At 60.3% G+C, this 16,337-nt stretch carries 12 protein-coding genes; 5 read left to right on the forward strand and 7 right to left on the reverse strand.

All coding sequences use genetic code 11. The annotated features are described in order from the left end of the window. Positions 1 to 50 precede the first annotated feature (50 nt). The 3 genes from WMP96_RS03050 to leuA form a co-directional block, all read right to left on the reverse strand. Positions 51 to 2,201: a hypothetical protein gene (locus WMP96_RS03050; protein ID WP_301715854.1), complete on the reverse strand. Its 2,151-nt coding sequence runs from the start codon at positions 2,199 to 2,201 to the stop codon at positions 51 to 53. A 108-nt stretch (positions 2,202 to 2,309) separates the two neighbouring features. Then, complete coding sequence (locus tag WMP96_RS03055; RefSeq protein ID WP_340432133.1) at positions 2,310 to 3,086, reverse strand: hypothetical protein; 777 nt, start codon at positions 3,084 to 3,086, stop codon at positions 2,310 to 2,312. A gap of 44 nt (positions 3,087 to 3,130) precedes the next feature. Beyond that, positions 3,131 to 4,948, reverse strand: coding sequence for a 2-isopropylmalate synthase (gene leuA, locus WMP96_RS03060; RefSeq protein WP_301715852.1), 1,818 nt, complete (start codon positions 4,946 to 4,948; stop codon positions 3,131 to 3,133). Between the two features lie 220 nt (positions 4,949 to 5,168). Here leuA and WMP96_RS03065 point away from each other — a divergent pair, with 220 nt between their 5' ends. Next, positions 5,169 to 6,296: a mannosyltransferase family protein gene (locus WMP96_RS03065; RefSeq protein ID WP_034656182.1), complete on the forward strand. Its 1,128-nt coding sequence runs from the start codon at positions 5,169 to 5,171 to the stop codon at positions 6,294 to 6,296. Here WMP96_RS03065 and WMP96_RS03070 read toward each other — a convergent pair. Further along, positions 6,293 to 7,171 carry a DMT family transporter gene (locus tag WMP96_RS03070; RefSeq protein WP_023020396.1) on the reverse strand — a complete coding sequence of 293 codons (879 nt, stop codon included), beginning with the start codon at positions 7,169 to 7,171 and terminating at the stop codon, positions 6,293 to 6,295. The two genes, WMP96_RS03065 and WMP96_RS03070, sit on opposite strands and share 4 nt — an antisense overlap. A 223-nt stretch (positions 7,172 to 7,394) precedes the next feature. On the opposite strand from WMP96_RS03070, the gene WMP96_RS03075 reads away from it, so the two are divergent. Then, positions 7,395 to 8,660, forward strand: coding sequence for an aspartate kinase (locus WMP96_RS03075; RefSeq protein ID WP_200288366.1), 1,266 nt, complete (start codon positions 7,395 to 7,397; stop codon positions 8,658 to 8,660). A gap of 32 nt (positions 8,661 to 8,692) precedes the next feature. Next, on the forward strand, positions 8,693 to 9,724 hold the full coding sequence (locus WMP96_RS03080) for an aspartate-semialdehyde dehydrogenase (RefSeq protein ID WP_086588696.1): 1,032 nt from the start codon (positions 8,693 to 8,695) through the stop codon (positions 9,722 to 9,724). A 107-nt stretch (positions 9,725 to 9,831) separates the two neighbouring features. Here WMP96_RS03080 and WMP96_RS03085 read toward each other — a convergent pair whose 3' ends face one another. Then, complete coding sequence (locus WMP96_RS03085) at positions 9,832 to 11,238, reverse strand: YkvI family membrane protein (RefSeq protein ID WP_086588697.1); 1,407 nt, start codon at positions 11,236 to 11,238, stop codon at positions 9,832 to 9,834. A gap of 285 nt (positions 11,239 to 11,523) precedes the next feature. Next, a complete protein-coding gene (locus tag WMP96_RS03090) occupies positions 11,524 to 12,066 on the reverse strand; it encodes an RNA polymerase sigma factor (RefSeq protein ID WP_200288363.1) in 543 nt (180 codons plus the stop codon). A 105-nt stretch (positions 12,067 to 12,171) separates the two neighbouring features. Between WMP96_RS03090 and WMP96_RS03095 the strand changes: the two genes are divergently transcribed. Next, the gene (locus tag WMP96_RS03095; RefSeq protein WP_200288362.1) at positions 12,172 to 13,722 is read left to right on the forward strand and encodes a catalase; all 1,551 of its coding nucleotides are present in this window, start codon (positions 12,172 to 12,174) and stop codon (positions 13,720 to 13,722) included. A 93-nt stretch (positions 13,723 to 13,815) separates the two neighbouring features. On the opposite strand, the gene WMP96_RS03100 is transcribed toward WMP96_RS03095, so the two are convergent. After that, complete coding sequence (locus tag WMP96_RS03100; protein ID WP_301715848.1) at positions 13,816 to 14,403, reverse strand: hypothetical protein; 588 nt, start codon at positions 14,401 to 14,403, stop codon at positions 13,816 to 13,818. A gap of 85 nt (positions 14,404 to 14,488) precedes the next feature. On the opposite strand from WMP96_RS03100, the gene WMP96_RS03105 reads away from it, so the two are divergent. After that, entirely contained in the window at positions 14,489 to 15,937 is a 1,449-nt protein-coding gene (locus WMP96_RS03105; RefSeq protein WP_340432134.1) for a hypothetical protein, read from the forward strand. Positions 15,938 to 16,337: the final 400 nt, after the last annotated feature.

Genomic DNA, 16,337 nt, shown 5'->3' on the forward strand with positions numbered 1-16,337 from the left:
AAACTCAGTGTAGTATCCCGCATTTCGTGCAGGGGGACAGGGCGCGCCGCTTAATCTTCTACAACGACGACAATGACCTTCGGCGGGGTTGTTTGTTCCTCAGGTTCTTCAGGGTGCCCCGGTGTCTCTGGCTGCTGCGGTTCAGCCGGCTCTTTCGGCTCTTCCGGCTCTGTCGGTTCTTCTGGTTCGAGCGGTACGAGGGGCTCATCCGAGCCGTCCGGCGCGCCGCGGTCTCCCGTGGGCAGTTCCGGTTCGACCTCTGGTTCTGGCTCCGGGGTGGGCACGATTTCCGAGCCAGGGATCGTCGTCGTTGGGACAGTAGTTTCCGGCTCTGGCGTTGGCTCGAGTTCGGAACCTGGGATAGTGGTGCTTGGCACGGTGGTATCCGGTGTCGGCTCAGCCTGGGGCTCCGAGGTCAATAACGAAGATGTCGTTGTAGGCGCAGTCGGCTCCGCAGGCGTTGGCTCTGAGGACTCTGGTGCGGGCAGTGGCGTCTGCTTATCCGTCGAGGTGGTGGCGCCGTCTTCAGTTGTGGTCGTTTCAGCCGAAGTCTTTTCCGAAGTAGGCGTATTTGAAGTAGGTAGGTCGGACGGCTCGGCAGGTGCGGTAGCCTCCGTCGACGTCGTGGCCTTCGATGGTGACGTCGAAGTTGCAGAATCCGTAGATGCCGTGGTTTGCGCGGGCTCCGTGGTCTGCGTTGTCTGGGAAGGCTCGGCCGATGACGAAGACGTGGAGGTTGCAGTCGGCTCCTTCGCCGCTAGCTGCGGCGCCGGCTCAGAGCTGGAAGATGGCGCCGCGGCCGGAGTCGAAGCCGGGGTCGATTCGACGTTATTAGCCGCAGCGGCGGCGGCAGCGGCTGCGGCGGAGGCGGCGCGGGAAATTGCCTGGGAATCATGGCCCTGGTGCTCGCCACGGTGCTTGTCGTGGTGGCCGGCGGCAGGGGTCGTGGCACGGTCAGTCTGAGGGGTGTGCGTCGGCCGCGCCTGCTTAGACGGTTGGGGCGCGGGGGCGTGGCGGTGCTGCGGTGGTGTCTCAGAGGGGGCGTCGGCAAGCGGGTGCTGGGTCGGGGAATCCGCGCGGGATGGCGCGGCGACACCGCTGGTGGGGCCAGCATCGTGGATGCGGGGCGTGGCGGGGTGCGCGGGGCGCTTGGGACCAATGCCATCGAAATGGGAAGAATCGTCGGTGGAATGCGAGTGGGTGTCCGAAAGAGCTTCGTCCTCACTAAGCATGTGGGTAGCCACGGTGGTGCCGCCACCAACTAGCACGGCGACACCGGCTGCGGCCAGCAGATTCGAGGTCACGGCCCCAGAAACGCCGGCGGCATTGGCGGCAGAGGTGATGGCAAAACCACTTGTGGAGGAGGTGCCAGCGGCAGAGATTCCGGCAGTGGGGCCGCTGGGAACGCTGGTTGCGGCCTGTGCGCGGGCTGCGGTGGCCGCGGACATGACGGCGGCGCCACCGGCGACAACGCCCAGAACTAGGCCGGCGTGGTGCCTATTGGCAGCGTTGTGCGCGTAGATGGTCAGCGCGGGGCGGTCATCGGCGTCGTAGTGGAAGTAGCCGTGGGCAATGGCGAGGCGGCCGGATTTGGTGCAGTCGAGCACGGCGGGGGCAATCTCGCGGGCGGCATCGCGCGGGAGGGAGCCTAAGAAGATGCTATTGACATAGACATCAACGGTATTTCGCCGCAGGAAACCACGGGTGCGCAAGGAGACGAGGTAGTGCTCGTCGGTATGCGGAAAGCCAGTGACGTCCTTGGAAAACTCCGTCAATGTGGCGGCAGCCTCGCCCGGCAGCATGGTCCAGCGCTGCGCCGGCGGGTTATTGGCGGGGATGCACAGGTGCGGTGCCGGCAGGAGCAGGTTGAGCGTGGGCCACTCTTCGCCGGAGGCATCTGTCATGCTCACGTGGGCGGTGGCGCGTGGGCGTAGGCCGGCGCTGAGAACCCAGTCAAAGAGTGCGTAGGCCTGGGAATCGGCGGCGCTGAGACGGCCAAGGAGAGAATCGCCGATCCACACCGCGAAGCCGTCCTGGGCGGTGCGGCGGCCGAGCTCCGCAGAGAGGTAACCGCCTTCTGCGGCGGTGGACTCGAGCAGTTCGCTGAAAACTTCTGGCGAAACATCCTCGATGGGCAGATTATGGATCACGCCAAAACCGTGGTCAGGGACCACGTAGGTGGCGGAATCCAGCGAAGTCATTGGGGCCTTTCGATAGGGGGTAATAGTAACACTGTATTTTAGGCACTGCCGTGGGCCATTTCCAATTTCCCCGGCCGGTGAACAAGGGTGTTATCCTGCCCGAAAGTTTTACAGAATAAAAATGAGCACGGCGATGAGCGCTGCAATCACTAGTAGGGCCACGACGGCGGGACACCACCGGCGGCGGGGTGTGTGGTCATCGGTGCTTATGGCGCGGAAGCTCGTGGTTTCGAAGGTTTCGGTGGCGGCGGGGGAGGTAGGGGCGGCGTCGGCAAGCGAGGCTTCCTTCGAATCCGGCAGCGGCGCCCCCGCATAGATGCTGAACACGCGGCCAGTGCTGCGCGGCGCATGGTAGGCGTGGGCCAGGGTTATGCCCTGCTTGGCGACGTCCACCCCTTCCAACCGCCCCACAAACTGCGGGCCCAAATAAGCATCGGTGCCGGAACCGGTGGTGCTGGGCGAGAGCGTAACCAATACGTGCATGCGGGCGTGGGCGGGAATGTCCAGATCCGCGGGAAGATCGGTGATGTCGATGGGTGGGGCATAGCCCAGCATTGTCCACGGGCCCGCTGGCGGATTATTCGCCGGCAGGCAAAGGCCCGGCCGGGGCAGCAGCAGCGACAGAGAGCCATCGGGCCCCGGCGCGGCGGTGGCTGCAGGGGTCAGCCCGGCGCGAAATAGTAGATCTATTTCGGGATACTCCGCGCGGTCGGCGCTGGTGATTTGCCCGATGGTGGAGTCGGTACGCACCTCCAACCCGCCGTCCGGGCGGGGTGCCAAGGTGACGGTGAACTCTCGGTTTTCCTTCGTCTGCGCATCGTAGATGGGCAGGGCCTGCACGGCGCCCAAGCCACGGTGCGGTATGAGGTAGGTAGAAGAAGGCATACCCACCCTTCTACCACGCCGGGCCGCGGCGCCGGCGAGCAGGCCTAGGCCAGGGCGCGGTTGACGGCGGAGTTAATCGCGTTGATGGAAGCCCGCGTGGTGGACCCGGCGATGCCCGCTCCCCAGACCTTGTTCTGGTTGACGTCGGCGGCGATATAGCAGGCGGCCTCGGCGTCGTCACCGGCGGAACGAGACTGCTGGGAGTATTCCATGACCTCGAAGTCGATGCCCAGGGATTCCAGGGCGTTGGCATACGCCGCAATGGGTCCGTTACCGCTGCCCGAGACGGTGGACTTCTCCCCATGGAAAACCACGGTGGCCGTGACGGAGGCATCCCCGTCTTCTGTTGGGGCATTGTCCATATGGAAAGACTCCAAGGCCAGCGGAGTCTCGCGGTCCAGGAATTCGGTGGCGAAGATATCCCACATGTTTTTGGAATTGACCTCGCCGCCTTCGGAGTCGGTGATTTCCTGGACCACGGTGGAAAATTCCGCTTGCATGGCGCGCGGCATATTGATGCCGTGATCGGTCTTCATGATGTAGGCAACGCCACCCTTGCCAGACTGGGAGTTGACGCGGATGACCGCCTGGTAGTCGCGGCCCACGTCCTTCGGATCGATGGGCAGGTAAGGAACCTCCCAGATGGCCTCGCGCATTTCTTCCCACGAGACCTCGGTATTATTCGCGCCGGGGCGGATGGTGGCTGCCAGCGCGTCCAAGCCCTTATTAATTGCGTCCTGGTGGGAACCGGAGAACGCAGTAAAGACCAATTCGCCGCCATAGGGGTGGCGCTCCGGCACGCGCAGCTGGTTGCAATATTCAACGGTTTCGCGAATCTGCGGCAGATCGGAGAAATCAATCTGCGGGTCCACACCCTGGGTGAGCATATTCAGGCCCAAAGTGACGAGATCGACGTTGCCGGTCCGCTCGCCGTTGCCAAACAGGCAGCCTTCGATGCGGTCCGCGCCCGCCATAAAGCCGAGTTCGGCGGCGGCGATTCCCTCGCCGCGGTCATTATGCGGGTGCAGTGAGAGCACGACGTCCTCGCGGCGGGCAAGATTGCGGTGCATCCATTCGATGGAATCGGCGTAGATATTGGGCGAAATCATCTCCACGGTGGATGGCAGGTTGATGATCATTGGATTCTCTGGGGACGGATCCATGATGTCTACCACCTCATCGCAGACCTCGCGGGCGAAGTCCAGCTCGGTACCGGTGAAGGATTCTGGGGAGTATTCCCAGCGCCACGTGGTATCTGGGTAGTCGGCGGCGATGGACTTAATGAGTGTGGCAGCATCGGTGGCCAGCTTCTTAATGGCAGGTTTGTCTTTGCGGAAGACTACGCGGCGCTGCAGCTTCGAGGTGGAGTTATAAAAGTGCACGATGACGTTCTTGGCGCCCTCGCAAGCTTCAAAGGTGCGGCGGATCAGGTGATCGCGGGCCTGTACCAGGACCTGAATGGTGACGTCATCGGGAATTTTATTGCCCTCGATGATTTCGCGGACAAAGTTGAAATCGGTTTGGGAGGCAGAGGGGAAGCCCACCTCGATTTCTTTGTAGCCCATCTTGACCAGCAGGTCGAACATGCGGTGCTTGCGCTCTGGGCTCATGGGATCAATCAGCGCTTGATTGCCATCGCGCAGATCCACCGCACACCACTGGGGAGCGTGGGTGATTTTCTGGCTGGGCCATGTGCGGTCTGGCAGGTCGATGTCTTCTACCTCGACGGCGAAGGGTTGATAGCGCTCGTGGGGCATGGCGGAGCCGCGCTGCTTATTCCACGCGGGTTGTCCTTCGCGGCGTGGGCCGGTGGGGGTGGTGATGTCGCGCGGGGCGCTGATAAAAGAGTCGGTGGGGGACATGGGGTGCGGGTTTCCTTTTCTGGTGTCTATGGGGAAAGACGGCCAGCTGGGCTTGGGCAGCCGGACTCCGCGACGGGGCGCTGGCCAGTGCTTAGGCCGAAATCCCGCCGCGGCAGATAAGGAGTAGGTCATTCCGCTGTGTCATATCGGTCACACTACAGGCTTTCTCACTGTGCGGCAAGAGATTTCATTCAATGAGACACGGTGGTGGTGGGGTACCATGCCTTTCGTGTCTAATCCCCGCCATGCCAAGCCCCAAACATCATCCATATTGCGTTCCTTGTGGGCGCCTGCCGCACTCGTTGCACTCATTGGAGCCGCATTGCGCGTAGGCGTACTCGCAGCGGTGGCCGCCGCGCAGGACGATAAGCTGTGGGGTCTGCTCAATAAGTGGGATGCTAAGCACTACGTAGAAATCGCCCGCGGCGGGTACTTTGGTGCGGATATTTCTACGGATGGGCCGGTCCATGAGACGACCATGGCCTTCTTCCCGGGATTCCCCTTCCTCGTGCGTGGGTTAAGCAGCATTTTTGGTACCGACGAAGCGGGCACGGCCATTGCGCTTAATGTGCTCTTTAGCATCGCGCTGGCTGCCGGTGTGATGGCCTTGGCTGCGCGCATGGGCATGGGGAAGTGGGCCCAGGTGCTCAGTGCCGTCGTGGTGACCAGTGCGCCGATGTCCATCGTGTTTTCCATGCCGTATACCGAGGCGCTTTTTGGGGCCCTGGCCATATGGGCGGTGGTGGCGCTCGTAGAGGAGCGATGGTGGGCTGCCGCGGCACTAATTTTTGTAGCCGGACTCGTGCGTCTTACCGCGGTGGATCTCGTTGCGGTCTTTGCGTTCATGGTGCTGCTGCGGGCGCGAAAGAACTGGCGGGCCTGGGCCGCGGTGGTGTTTTCGGTCGTGCCGCTGGTGGGGTATTTGTGGTGGTCGAGCAGCCATCTCAAGGAAGTTGGCGGTTATTTTGGGATCCAGAAAGAACATTGGAACTCCAGCTTTGATGGCGGCAAAGCCACGGTTATCTGGCTTTGGGAGACGCTTAGCGGGGCTACTAACGGTGGATATCTGCTCAGCGCCGGCGTGATGATCGCTGCCCCGGTTTTCCTTGTGTTGGCATGGCGCCGCCTGCCGTTAGCGGCCTGGCTATTCTCTGCGGTGCTGATGGCGAACGTGCTGCTTTCTGATGGCATTATGCACTCGCGGCCCCGGCTGCTCCTGCCGGCGGTGATTGTGTTGTTGCCGTGGGTGAAAAAGGGGACGTCGGCAAGCGTGGCGGTTGGCGCCTGGGCCCTGTTCGGGGCGTGGTTTTCGGCCTATATGCTCGGCGTATTTGAGTGGGCCATTTAGCCGCGCTGGCTTACCGGGCTGCGGGAGAGCACGATGGTGGAGAGCACCATGACGGTAAGGGCGATGAGCATAATTGCCCAGCCGACGGCCGTATCGATGAGGAATTTCTCTCCCAGCACCATGTAGCCCAAGCCGAAGGCCACGATGGGTTCAAAGATGGTCATGGCCGGCAGGGAATGGGCTAGGGGGCCGGCATTAAAGGAATATTGCTGCACTACGGTGCCGGTGAGCGCGAGACCGATGAGGCCGTAGAACTGCCAGCTTGCCAGGAGCGTGCTAAGGCCTTCGTGGGTGAAAATGTCCACCACGGCCTTTGATAGCAGGGCGACGAAGCCGTAGATGACGCCGCAGGCCGTGCCCAAGGCTAAAGGCCGCTGCTCTGGCAGCTTCGTGGCTGCCGCGCCCAAGATTGCGAGGGTGACCAACCCCACGAGGAGTGCTGGCCACCAATCGCTCCATTCCGGGCGAGGGTTTCCTGCGACCGGACGGCCGTAGACGACCATGATGCCCACCGCGATGGTCAATGCAATGGACCAAAAGACCTCGTGGAAAGGCATTTTGCGGCCGGAATACCACGCCGAAAGTGGGAGGGTAAACATTAAGGACAGCACCAAGATGGGCTGGACCACCAGCAGGGTGCCAAAGCCGAGGGCGATGACCTGCAGGCCATAGGCGCCAATGGCGGCCGCGGTGCCCACCCACCACAAGGGGTTGGACATGGCGGCGCGCATGACCGAATCATCGGCGTCGAGGGCAATGCGGTGGCGGATGACCGTGCCCCAAGCAACCGTCAGCGCGGATGCGAGCGCGAAAAAGATGGCGAGGAGGTTGCTTAACACCCGCTCAACGGTAGTAAAAAATCCTGCTATATGCATATTCTTCCCTGGATGGCGCGCGTTTTCTGCGCTAAGGAAGCGAGCGTGTGGTGCGCTTAACGTTGGGGGCGTGTGAATAAAAATTAAGCATTGTCTAGGAATTATGATGAGGGCAAAGACCCTGCGGGGTAGCATGGGTCTTTGACTAATGAACGACAGGTATTTCCGGGCGTGTACACACACGCCAGGGATGCCTTGAACGACGAAAGGCGGCATCCTTACCGTGGCCCTGATCGTGCAAAAGTATGGCGGCTCATCCCTCGAATCCGCAGACCGCATCCGCGCCGTTGCGGAGCGCATCGTGGCCACCAAGAAGCAGGGCAACGACGTTGTCGTGGTGTGTTCCGCCATGGGCGATACCACCGATGAGCTGCTCGACCTTGCCGCCCAGGTCAATCCCGTCCCGCCGCAGCGAGAGATGGATATGTTGCTTACCGCCGGCGAGCGAATCTCTAATGCTCTGGTGGCCATGGCAGTGGAATCGCTTGGTGCCCACGCCCAGTCCTTTACCGGCTCCCAAGCCGGAGTGCTCACCACCGAGCGCCACGGCAATGCCCGCATCGTGGACGTCACCCCGGGCCGCCTGACCGAGGCTTTGGACGAAGGCAAGATTTGTATCGTCGCCGGCTTCCAGGGAGTTAATAAGGAATCGCGCGATGTCACCACCTTGGGTCGCGGTGGCTCCGACACCACCGCGGTGGCACTTGCTGCCGCGCTAAACGCGGACGTGTGTGAGATTTACTCCGATGTTGATGGCGTCTATACCGCAGACCCGCGCATCGTCCCAGACGCGCAGAAGCTAGACAAGCTCTCCTTTGAGGAGATGTTGGAGATGGCCGCGGTAGGTTCCAAGATTTTGGTCCTGCGCAGCGTGGAGTACGCCCGCGCATTCAATGTACCCTTGCGAGTTCGCTCGTCTTATTCAAATGACCCCGGCACCCTAGTTACCGGATCGATGGAGGATATCCCCGTGGAAGAAGCAGTACTAACTGGTGTAGCAACCGATAAGTCCGAGGCAAAGGTCACCGTCCTGGGCATCCCGGATCGCCCGGGGGAGGCTGCGAAGGTCTTTCGCGTCATTGCCGATGCAGAGATCAATATCGATATGGTCTTGCAAAATGTCTCCTCCCTGGAGGACGGCACCACCGATATCACCTTCACCTGCCCGCGTGCCGACGGCCCGCGTGCCATGGAGCTGCTGAGCAAGCTGAAATCTGAAGGAGGCTGGGCCAATGTGCTGTATGACGACCAAGTGGGGAAGGTCTCCCTCGTTGGCGCCGGCATGAAGTCCCATCCGGGCGTTACCGCAGAGTTCACCGAGGCCCTGCGCGACGTCAACGTCAATATGGAGCTCATCTCCACTTCTGAAATCCGCATCTCCGTGCTCACCCGCGAGGCTGACCTGGAAAAGGCCGCCCGTGCACTGCACGAGAAATTCCAGCTTGGTGGCGAAGAAGAAGCCACGGTTTATGCTGGAACCGGACGTTAAACACCCACAGCAACTACAGAGGATTTATAGTCATGACCACTGTTGCAGTAGTAGGCGCTACCGGCCAGGTCGGCCGCGTTATGCGCTCCATCTTGGAAGAACGCAATTTCCCGGCCGATAAGGTGCGCTTTTTCGCCTCTTCCCGCTCCGCCGGCACCGAGCTCGAATTCCGCGGCGAGCAGATTACCGTTGAGGACCTCGCCGAGGTTACCGAGCAATCCGTCGCCGACGTTGATATCGCCTTGTTCTCTGCCGGTGGTTCTACCTCCAAGCAATGGGCTCCAGTGTTCGCCGCGGCCGGTGCGACCGTGGTGGATAACTCTTCGGCCTACCGCAAGGATCCAGAGGTTCCCCTCATCGTCTCCGAGGTCAACCCGCAGGAAGCCAAGAACACCCCCAAAGGCATCATCGCGAACCCGAACTGCACCACCATGGCCGCTATGCCGGTGCTGAAGGTCTTGCACGATGCCGCGGGCCTGAACAAGTTGCATGTGTCCTCTTACCAGGCGGTCTCCGGCTCCGGCCTGGCCGGCGTGCAGGCGCTGGCCGCGCAGGTCTATTCCGTTGGCGAGCACAATGTGGGTTTGGTCCACGATGGCTCTGCACTCAATGACGAGGACTTTGGCCCTTATGTGGCGCCCATTGCCTATAACGCGCTGCCGATGGCCGGCAACCTCGTGGATGATGGCTCCCTAGAGACCGATGAGGAGCAAAAGCTGCGCAACGAATCCCGCAAGATCCTAGACATTCCGGAGCTGAAGGTTGCAGGTACCTGCGTGCGCATCCCGGTCTTTACCGGCCACACCCTGACCATCCACGCCGAGTTCGACAAGGCAATCACCCCCGAGCAAGCCACCGAGCTTTTGAGCGGTGCCCCGGGCGTTAAGCTTGCCGACGTCCCCACCCCGCTCGCTGCCACCGGCATCGACGAATCCTTGGTAGGCCGCATCCGTCAGGACCAGACGGTGGACGATAACAAGGGCCTCGTGCTCGTTGTCGCCGGCGATAATCTGCGCAAGGGTGCCGCGCTCAACACCATTCAGATCGCGGAGCTACTCGTCTAAGCAGGTGCCGCTTCGTCGCAGGTTACACAAAAGCTCGGCGCCCTCCTTCCTCGTTACGGGATAAGGAGGGCGCCGAGCTTTTATCTTGATTGACGTGGGCGAGAAGGCTAGTCCTCAGAGACTGGCTTGGCGGTGCCAGTAGCCTTGCCGCTATCAGCGGCAGCATCCTTCTTGCCAAAGTCAAGGTCGCTATCGGAGGACGGAACCTCCGGCTTGGTGTGCTGCACGTAGGTCACGGATGGCTCCGGATCTTCACGGTCGTAATCGATATCGTCATCGTTTTCGAGCTCTTCGTGGATCTCTTCTGCGATATTGGTGACGAACTCGGTGGTTTCCATATTGGATGCCGCAGCCAGCTTGCGCAGCTCGCGCTCATTCTTCTTGGTAAAGCGCTTGCGTGGGTCCAGGCGGCGGGAAACCAGCTCGTGTGCGCGCATGCGGCGGTCGGACTCATCGGCTAGCTTGCTGCCGTTCTTGATGCGGTTGAAGACCATCACCGCGATCATCAGCAGGCCCAAGTAACCCAGGATTGGGTAGACATTGCTGACCAGCGTCTGGAAGCCCACGAAGGACAGGACGAAGCCGACGATGCAGCAAACAGCGTAGACAGGGTAGAAGCGCTTAGGATTATTGCGGGTCAAGCGCTTACCCAGCGCGTAGAACATGCCGATGGCGGTATTAAAGACCATGCCGTAAATAACAAAGGTCATGAGCACACCGAGTACCGGGTGGATGCCGGTAATCAGGCTCAGCACTGGCATATCCTGACCGTTGACGTCCTTAGCTTCGAAGAACAGGGCGAAGACCAGCAGGGCCAATAGGATGAGGTAGAGCAGGCCACCGATAAGGCCACCAATGCCCACTGCACGGTTATCCAGGAAGTTACCGCCAATGACGATGGACATGGACACAGCCGTCATCACGTTTAGGCCGGTGTAGTTCAGTGCGGATAGCCACCAGTTGGGCAGCGAGGTATCTACATTATTAACCGCCCAGTCATTCATGGCGGAGAAGTCTACGTCCGCGTTCACAATGGTATAGCCGGTGGCAAGCACCACGAAGATGATGATGAACGGGGTGATGGTACCGATGACTGCGGTCACGCGGTCAACATCCATCAGGCCGACGAGCAGCACCAGAATCAGCATCGCGGTGGCGCCTACCCATACAGGAATGGACGGGAACTGCTGATTGATATTCGAACCACCGCCGGCGAACATGACGAAGCCGATGGCGAACAGGGTCACCAGGGTGGACCAGTCCAAAATCTTGGCGGTAAACGGCGATGCGACCTTGTCGTAGACAGCGGTATGTTCCTCGGCCTGGAAATACGAGCCGAGCTGCAGGATGGACACGCCGGTGATCATCATCAAGCCAGCGGCTAGGGCGATGCCCCACAAGCCCCACTTGCCAAAGGCCACGAAGAACTGCATAGCTTCTTGGCCAGAAGCGAAACCCGCGCCCACGACGACGCCGATAAACGCCATGGAAATTCCGATTGCGCGTTTTAACATGAAAGGGAGAAACTCTCTTACTCACACGCGCCGGGCCCGGCATTGGGATCGCGCAGGCCCGGATCGACGGTCGATTTATCACGTGTGTACACATCTAATAAACCACACATCGGAGAAATATTTCGGGCAAGAATCGCCCTAATTGTGGCCTCCTTCACCCAGCATCTGGTGCTCAATCTGCAGCTAAATGCCAAAAATTGGGGCTCTTGGGGTGCAAGGTAACCAGAGCGTAACAATTTGCAGGTGAAATTATCTCGCCGCCTCAAGGGGGCCGGTATGGGGGTATTAACCTGTCCCTGCGATCAGATCCTTGCGGGCGCGCGCGACGCGGGAGCGGATAGTACCTACCCGCACGCCAGCAATCTTGGCCGCCTCCTCGTACGTGTAGCCCAGCACCTGGGTGAGAATGAGGGCTTCGCGGCGGTCGGCCGGGAGGGCGTCGATAAGCGCGCGGGCATCTATCCATTCACTCCATGCCGTGGACTCTTCTGGTGCCGCACCCATGGCGTCTTCGTATTCGGTGGCAGATTTGCGCGGCCGGGCCATATCGTGGCGAATATTATCCACCCACACCCGCCGGGCTAAAGACAGCAACCACGTGCGTGCCGAGGACCGGGCCGCAAAGCGTGGCAGGGCGCTGATCACGCGCAGATAGGTCTCTTGGGTGAGATCGTCGGCGCCTTCCGGCCCGCCTAAATGCGCTAGCAAACGCCACACATCATCCTGGGTAGCCCTAATAAACTCCGTCAGCGCCGCACGGTCACCGCGACCGGCCCGAAGGGCAAGGTCGGTGACGCGGGCGTCATCTGCTGCGGAGTGGTGAGTCACCTGAATGAATCTACCAGTAGCCCCTACACTCCTTTTAGACCCCTGACAACCGGTGATTCTTTTGCCACACTGGTGGTACATATCCACTGATTGCCAGGAGGCAAAATGACTGATTTCACCGCTGATGACATCCTGAACAAGGGCCAGCGCCCCGCTGGCAAGGGCAATACCACCCGCCCGTCTGGCCAACCAGTTCCTTCCGAGAACACCTCGGTGACTGCTGGCCAGCAGGGACCAGTGGTGCTCAATGACATCCACCTCATTGAAAAGCTTGCCCACTTCAACCGCGAGCGCGTGCCGGAGCGCACCCCGCACGCTAAGGGCCACGGAGCCTTCGGTGAGCTGCACATTACGGAAGATGTATCCGCCTATACCAAGGCCAAGGTCTTCCAGAAGGGCACCGTCACCCCGATGATGGGCCGCTTTTCCACCGTCGCCGGTGAGCAGGGATCCCCGGATACCTGGCGCGATGTACACGGCTTTGCGCTGCGTTTTTATACCGAGGAAGGCAACCTGGACATCGTGGGCAATAACACCCCAGTCTTCTTCGTTCGCGATGGCCAGAAGTTCCCTGACTTCATCCACTCCCAGAAGCGTCTGGGCACCAATGGTTTGCGCGATGCGGATATGCAGTGGGATTTCTGGACCCGCAACCCGGAGTCTGCCCACCAGGTCACCTACCTCATGGGTGACCGCGGCACGCCGAAGTCGACCCGCCACCAAAATGGTTACGGCTCCCACACCTTCCAGTGGGTCAACGAAGAAGGCGAGGCTTTCTGGGTGAAGTACCACTTTAAGACCCGCCAGGGCGTAGAGAACTTCACCGACGAGGAGGCCACCACGACCGCCGGCCAGAACCCGGATTGCCACCGCGAGGACCTCTACAACGCCATCGAGGAGGGCAATTACCCAGTCTGGGACGTCAAGGTACAGATCATGCCGCTGGATGAGGCGGAGAACTATCGCTTTAATCCTTTCGACCTAACCAAGGTCTGGTCCAAGAAGGATTACCCGCTGCACGATGTGGGCTACTTCGTGCTCAACCGCAACCCACGCAATTTCTTTGCGCAGATTGAGCAGGTGGCGCTCGATCCATCCAATATCGTGCCGGGTGTTGGCCTCTCCCCAGATAAGATGCTGCAGGCACGCGTTTTCGCCTACGCTGACCAGCAGCGCTACCGCATTGGCCCGAACTACCAGCAGTTGCCGGTCAACCAGCCGCAGAATGTGGATGAGGTCAATACTTATCAGCACGAGGGCAGCATGCAGTTCCTTTTCAATGCCCCGGAGGATCCGGTGTACTCGCCGAACCGCTATGAAAAGGGCACTGGCGTGCTTGACGACGCCGCTGTGAATGACCGCTCCCAGCTCGAGACCACCACCGCGGCGGAGCTTTATATCAATCCGGAGTCCTACGGCGGCGATCTGGTGCGTGCACCGTACGTTCGCCACTCCGAAGATGATGATTTCGTGCAGGCGCGCGACTTGTACGAAAACGTCTATGATGACGCCGCCAAGGAGCGCTTGGTTACCAATATCACCAATGCTATGGCAGGTGTATCTGAGGAAACCGAGGAGCGCGTTTACGACTACTGGACTAAGGTGCACCCAGCCCTTGGCCAGCGCGTGCGTGAGGTCTACGCCGAGAAGAAGTAATCCTTCCGCGGCAGTCCCTCCGCACTAAAAACTCCGCCCCCGTATCGCGCAGTTATAAAGCGCGGTACGGGGGGGCGAAGTTATGCTGTGCGGCTAGTCGCAGCGGCGCATATTTTCGGTAAGGAAAGCGGGCGCCCCCTCGGCGGCCCACTTGTCTACGTCGTAGCACGGGGCGGTCATGCCGGAGGTGGCTTCGCCAATGGGCTCAATGGCTACCCACTGGCCATTGTCGTAGCGCGCCCAAGCCGTCCAGTCCGTGCTGTCCTTGCCGAAGTGCGCCCATTGGCCATCGCAGTCACTGACTCGGATATTTGTCATGCTGGGGGCCGTGGGTTGTAGCGCTTCTGGGGAGCAATCGCCCTGGCCTGTATCGGCGGGCGCGGCGGCTTGGTCTTCGCTCTCTTTATCGCTTGCTTCTGCGGGGGATGAGGAGGGAGCTGCTTCTACGGAAGTAGGTTCAGCCTCGGCGGTGGTCTCTGCGGCTGCCGACGTGGTGGCCTCACTCGTGGCTTCTTCGGAGGAGGTCTCCTCGGCGGAGGAGCTAAGAGCAGTGGCATCGGAAAACTCGGGTTCTGCGGACGTATCGGCGTCGTTGGAGCAGGCAACAAGGCCAAAGCACAGCGGCACGAAGGCCGCGGTGGCAAGGTAACGGGAAGGAGCTAGGGAATAAATGTGGGGCATGCCATATATTCTAGAGTAATCGGCAATGTGGGGTGCTCGGCGCGCCTGCAGCAGGGGAGTGACCTGCAAGGATAGGTTCATTACCATGACCTCACGCCTTGCTTCCCCAGACGCTGCGTCTCCCTCCCGGTGGCGCAGCGTCCTCTTGATCTTCTTGCTTGCCCTGCCGTTGGTTATCGGAGCTACGGTGGCGGGCCTCGCGCAGTGGGAACCTGCCCATGCTTGGTCTAGCGCCGCGCAGCCGTTTGGCGCGCCACGGGAAAATTCTTCCTCTCCAGAGGTGAAAGAAGCCGCCGAAGCAGCCAGCCGCGCCCAGGCACAGGCAAGCATGCTTAAATCGGGCGCCAAGCAGCTTGACGACGGCACGGGGGAGCTCAACAAGGGGGCGGATGAGCTTGGAGGGGGCGTCGACAAGCTGGCGACGGGCTCCCAAGAACTGGTATCCGGCCTCAATCAGCTGCAGTCTGGAACCAATACGCTCGGTGGCGGCGCCACGGAGCTGGCCAATGGCGTAGGTGGCGCTGTGGACCAGGTGGTCGGCCTCGGGGTCGTCCAGGGGCAGATCCTGCAGGCCATCGATGACACGATGCACGATCTAGAAGGCAATAAATCCAAAGAAGCGAAGGATATTCGCGCGCAGCTGGGTGATCTCCGCGCGCAGGTGAATAATTTCCGCCTGGATAATTCGGTAACTGGCCAGCTCAAGAAGCTCAAGGACGGCTCGCGCGATCTGTCCAATCAGTTGGCAGTCAATGGCTACGCCTATCACGATGGCGTGAATCAGGCGGTATCGGGCGCGCAAGAGCTCAATGAGGGTATAGCGGAGCTTAGCAAGCGCGTCGGTGAGGCGCAGGAAGGCGTGGACAAGCTTGACGACGGCGCCGGCAAGCTCTCCGGCATGGCGGCCCAAAATCAGACGAATGTGGGCGATATTCAGCGTGCTCTGCCGCCGGTGCATACTGCATCCCAAGGACCGACGCATTTGCTGAGTCCTATTGTGGCGCTGCTGATCTCCGCCTTGGTCTTGCTCGCAGGTGCGGCAGCTGGCGTGGCCTGGCACGTAGGGTTCCGCCCTTGGCTAATGGTGGCTGGCGGAACGCTGGCTGCGGTGGCCATCGGGGAAATCCTCCTCTTCGTGCTTGCCACTGGTATTACTCCCGTGGCGGCGGCCTGGGCTGGGGTGGCGCTTCTCCTGGGCGCGCTGTCTATGACGGCCATTACGCGTGGCCTGCTAGGCCTGTGCGGTATTACTGCCGGCAGTATTCTTGCGACACTCTTTGGCATCGGCCAGACCGCGCTGGTGGGCTGGTTGTGGAAATCCGCCGCAATTGCCGGGGTTTCTAAGGTATGGCAAGTTATTTCTAATCTTTTGCCGCTGAATTGGACTACCGCGGCTGTCACGGTGGCGGGCAACGAAGGCGAACAAGCCGTCCTCTGGGCTGGGATTGCGGTATTGTTGGCTGTCACTCTCGTTGGGTTAAGTGCAAAATGGTGGGCCTTGTCCACAGTAAAAACTAAAGATTCGGTCAATTAGGTCTGAAAATGCAGACCTAAGAATAAAAAATATTGGTGGAAACTGGGAATCTTGGTGTCCGCTACCGTTTGCATTGTGTGAATGCTACAGTTGGTCTTGCTCACAAAGCCTACTTAGGGGGTAGGCAAACGGTTTCTCCAATCCGTTGTGAGTGATAGGGAATAGGGACGACGCGGCGCTGTAGGGGCACCGCGTCGTTTCCCATATATGGGGTATTTATCTGCATTTTCTGCGCAAGAATCCGTGCACAACGGCCGCCGTTTTATCGGGGTGGGGTAGTTTTCACGCTTTGCATACCTTTTTGACGACACTCATCTATAGACAATTCAATTCAAAGTGGTGTGAATTTTTTTGAGGTAGTGGTAGTGCTGCCGGTGGCCAGGGTTTAATCTGAGTCACA

Source organism: Corynebacterium sp. KPL4035, from assembly GCF_037908325.1.
Taxonomy (GTDB): Bacteria; Actinomycetota; Actinomycetes; order Mycobacteriales; family Mycobacteriaceae; genus Corynebacterium; species Corynebacterium kefirresidentii.

What these genes read in the sequence shown, in the direction of transcription:
- WMP96_RS03105 (WP_340432134.1), top strand. Translation starts at nt 14,489, where the DNA reads ATGACCTCACGCCTTGCTTCCCCAGACGCTGCGTCTCCCTCCCGGTGG.
- WMP96_RS03055 (WP_340432133.1), bottom strand. Translation starts at nt 3,086, where the DNA reads ATGCCTTCTTCTACCTACCTCATACCGCACCGTGGCTTGGGCGCCGTG.
- WMP96_RS03095 (WP_200288362.1), top strand. Translation starts at nt 12,172, where the DNA reads ATGACTGATTTCACCGCTGATGACATCCTGAACAAGGGCCAGCGCCCC.
- WMP96_RS03050 (WP_301715854.1), bottom strand. Translation starts at nt 2,201, where the DNA reads ATGACTTCGCTGGATTCCGCCACCTACGTGGTCCCTGACCACGGTTTT.
- WMP96_RS03065 (WP_034656182.1), top strand. Translation starts at nt 5,169, where the DNA reads ATGCCTTTCGTGTCTAATCCCCGCCATGCCAAGCCCCAAACATCATCC.
- leuA (WP_301715852.1), bottom strand. Translation starts at nt 4,948, where the DNA reads ATGTCCCCCACCGACTCTTTTATCAGCGCCCCGCGCGACATCACCACC.
- WMP96_RS03085 (WP_086588697.1), bottom strand. Translation starts at nt 11,238, where the DNA reads ATGTTAAAACGCGCAATCGGAATTTCCATGGCGTTTATCGGCGTCGTC.
- WMP96_RS03080 (WP_086588696.1), top strand. Translation starts at nt 8,693, where the DNA reads ATGACCACTGTTGCAGTAGTAGGCGCTACCGGCCAGGTCGGCCGCGTT.
- WMP96_RS03100 (WP_301715848.1), bottom strand. Translation starts at nt 14,403, where the DNA reads ATGCCCCACATTTATTCCCTAGCTCCTTCCCGTTACCTTGCCACCGCG.
- WMP96_RS03070 (WP_023020396.1), bottom strand. Translation starts at nt 7,171, where the DNA reads ATGCATATAGCAGGATTTTTTACTACCGTTGAGCGGGTGTTAAGCAAC.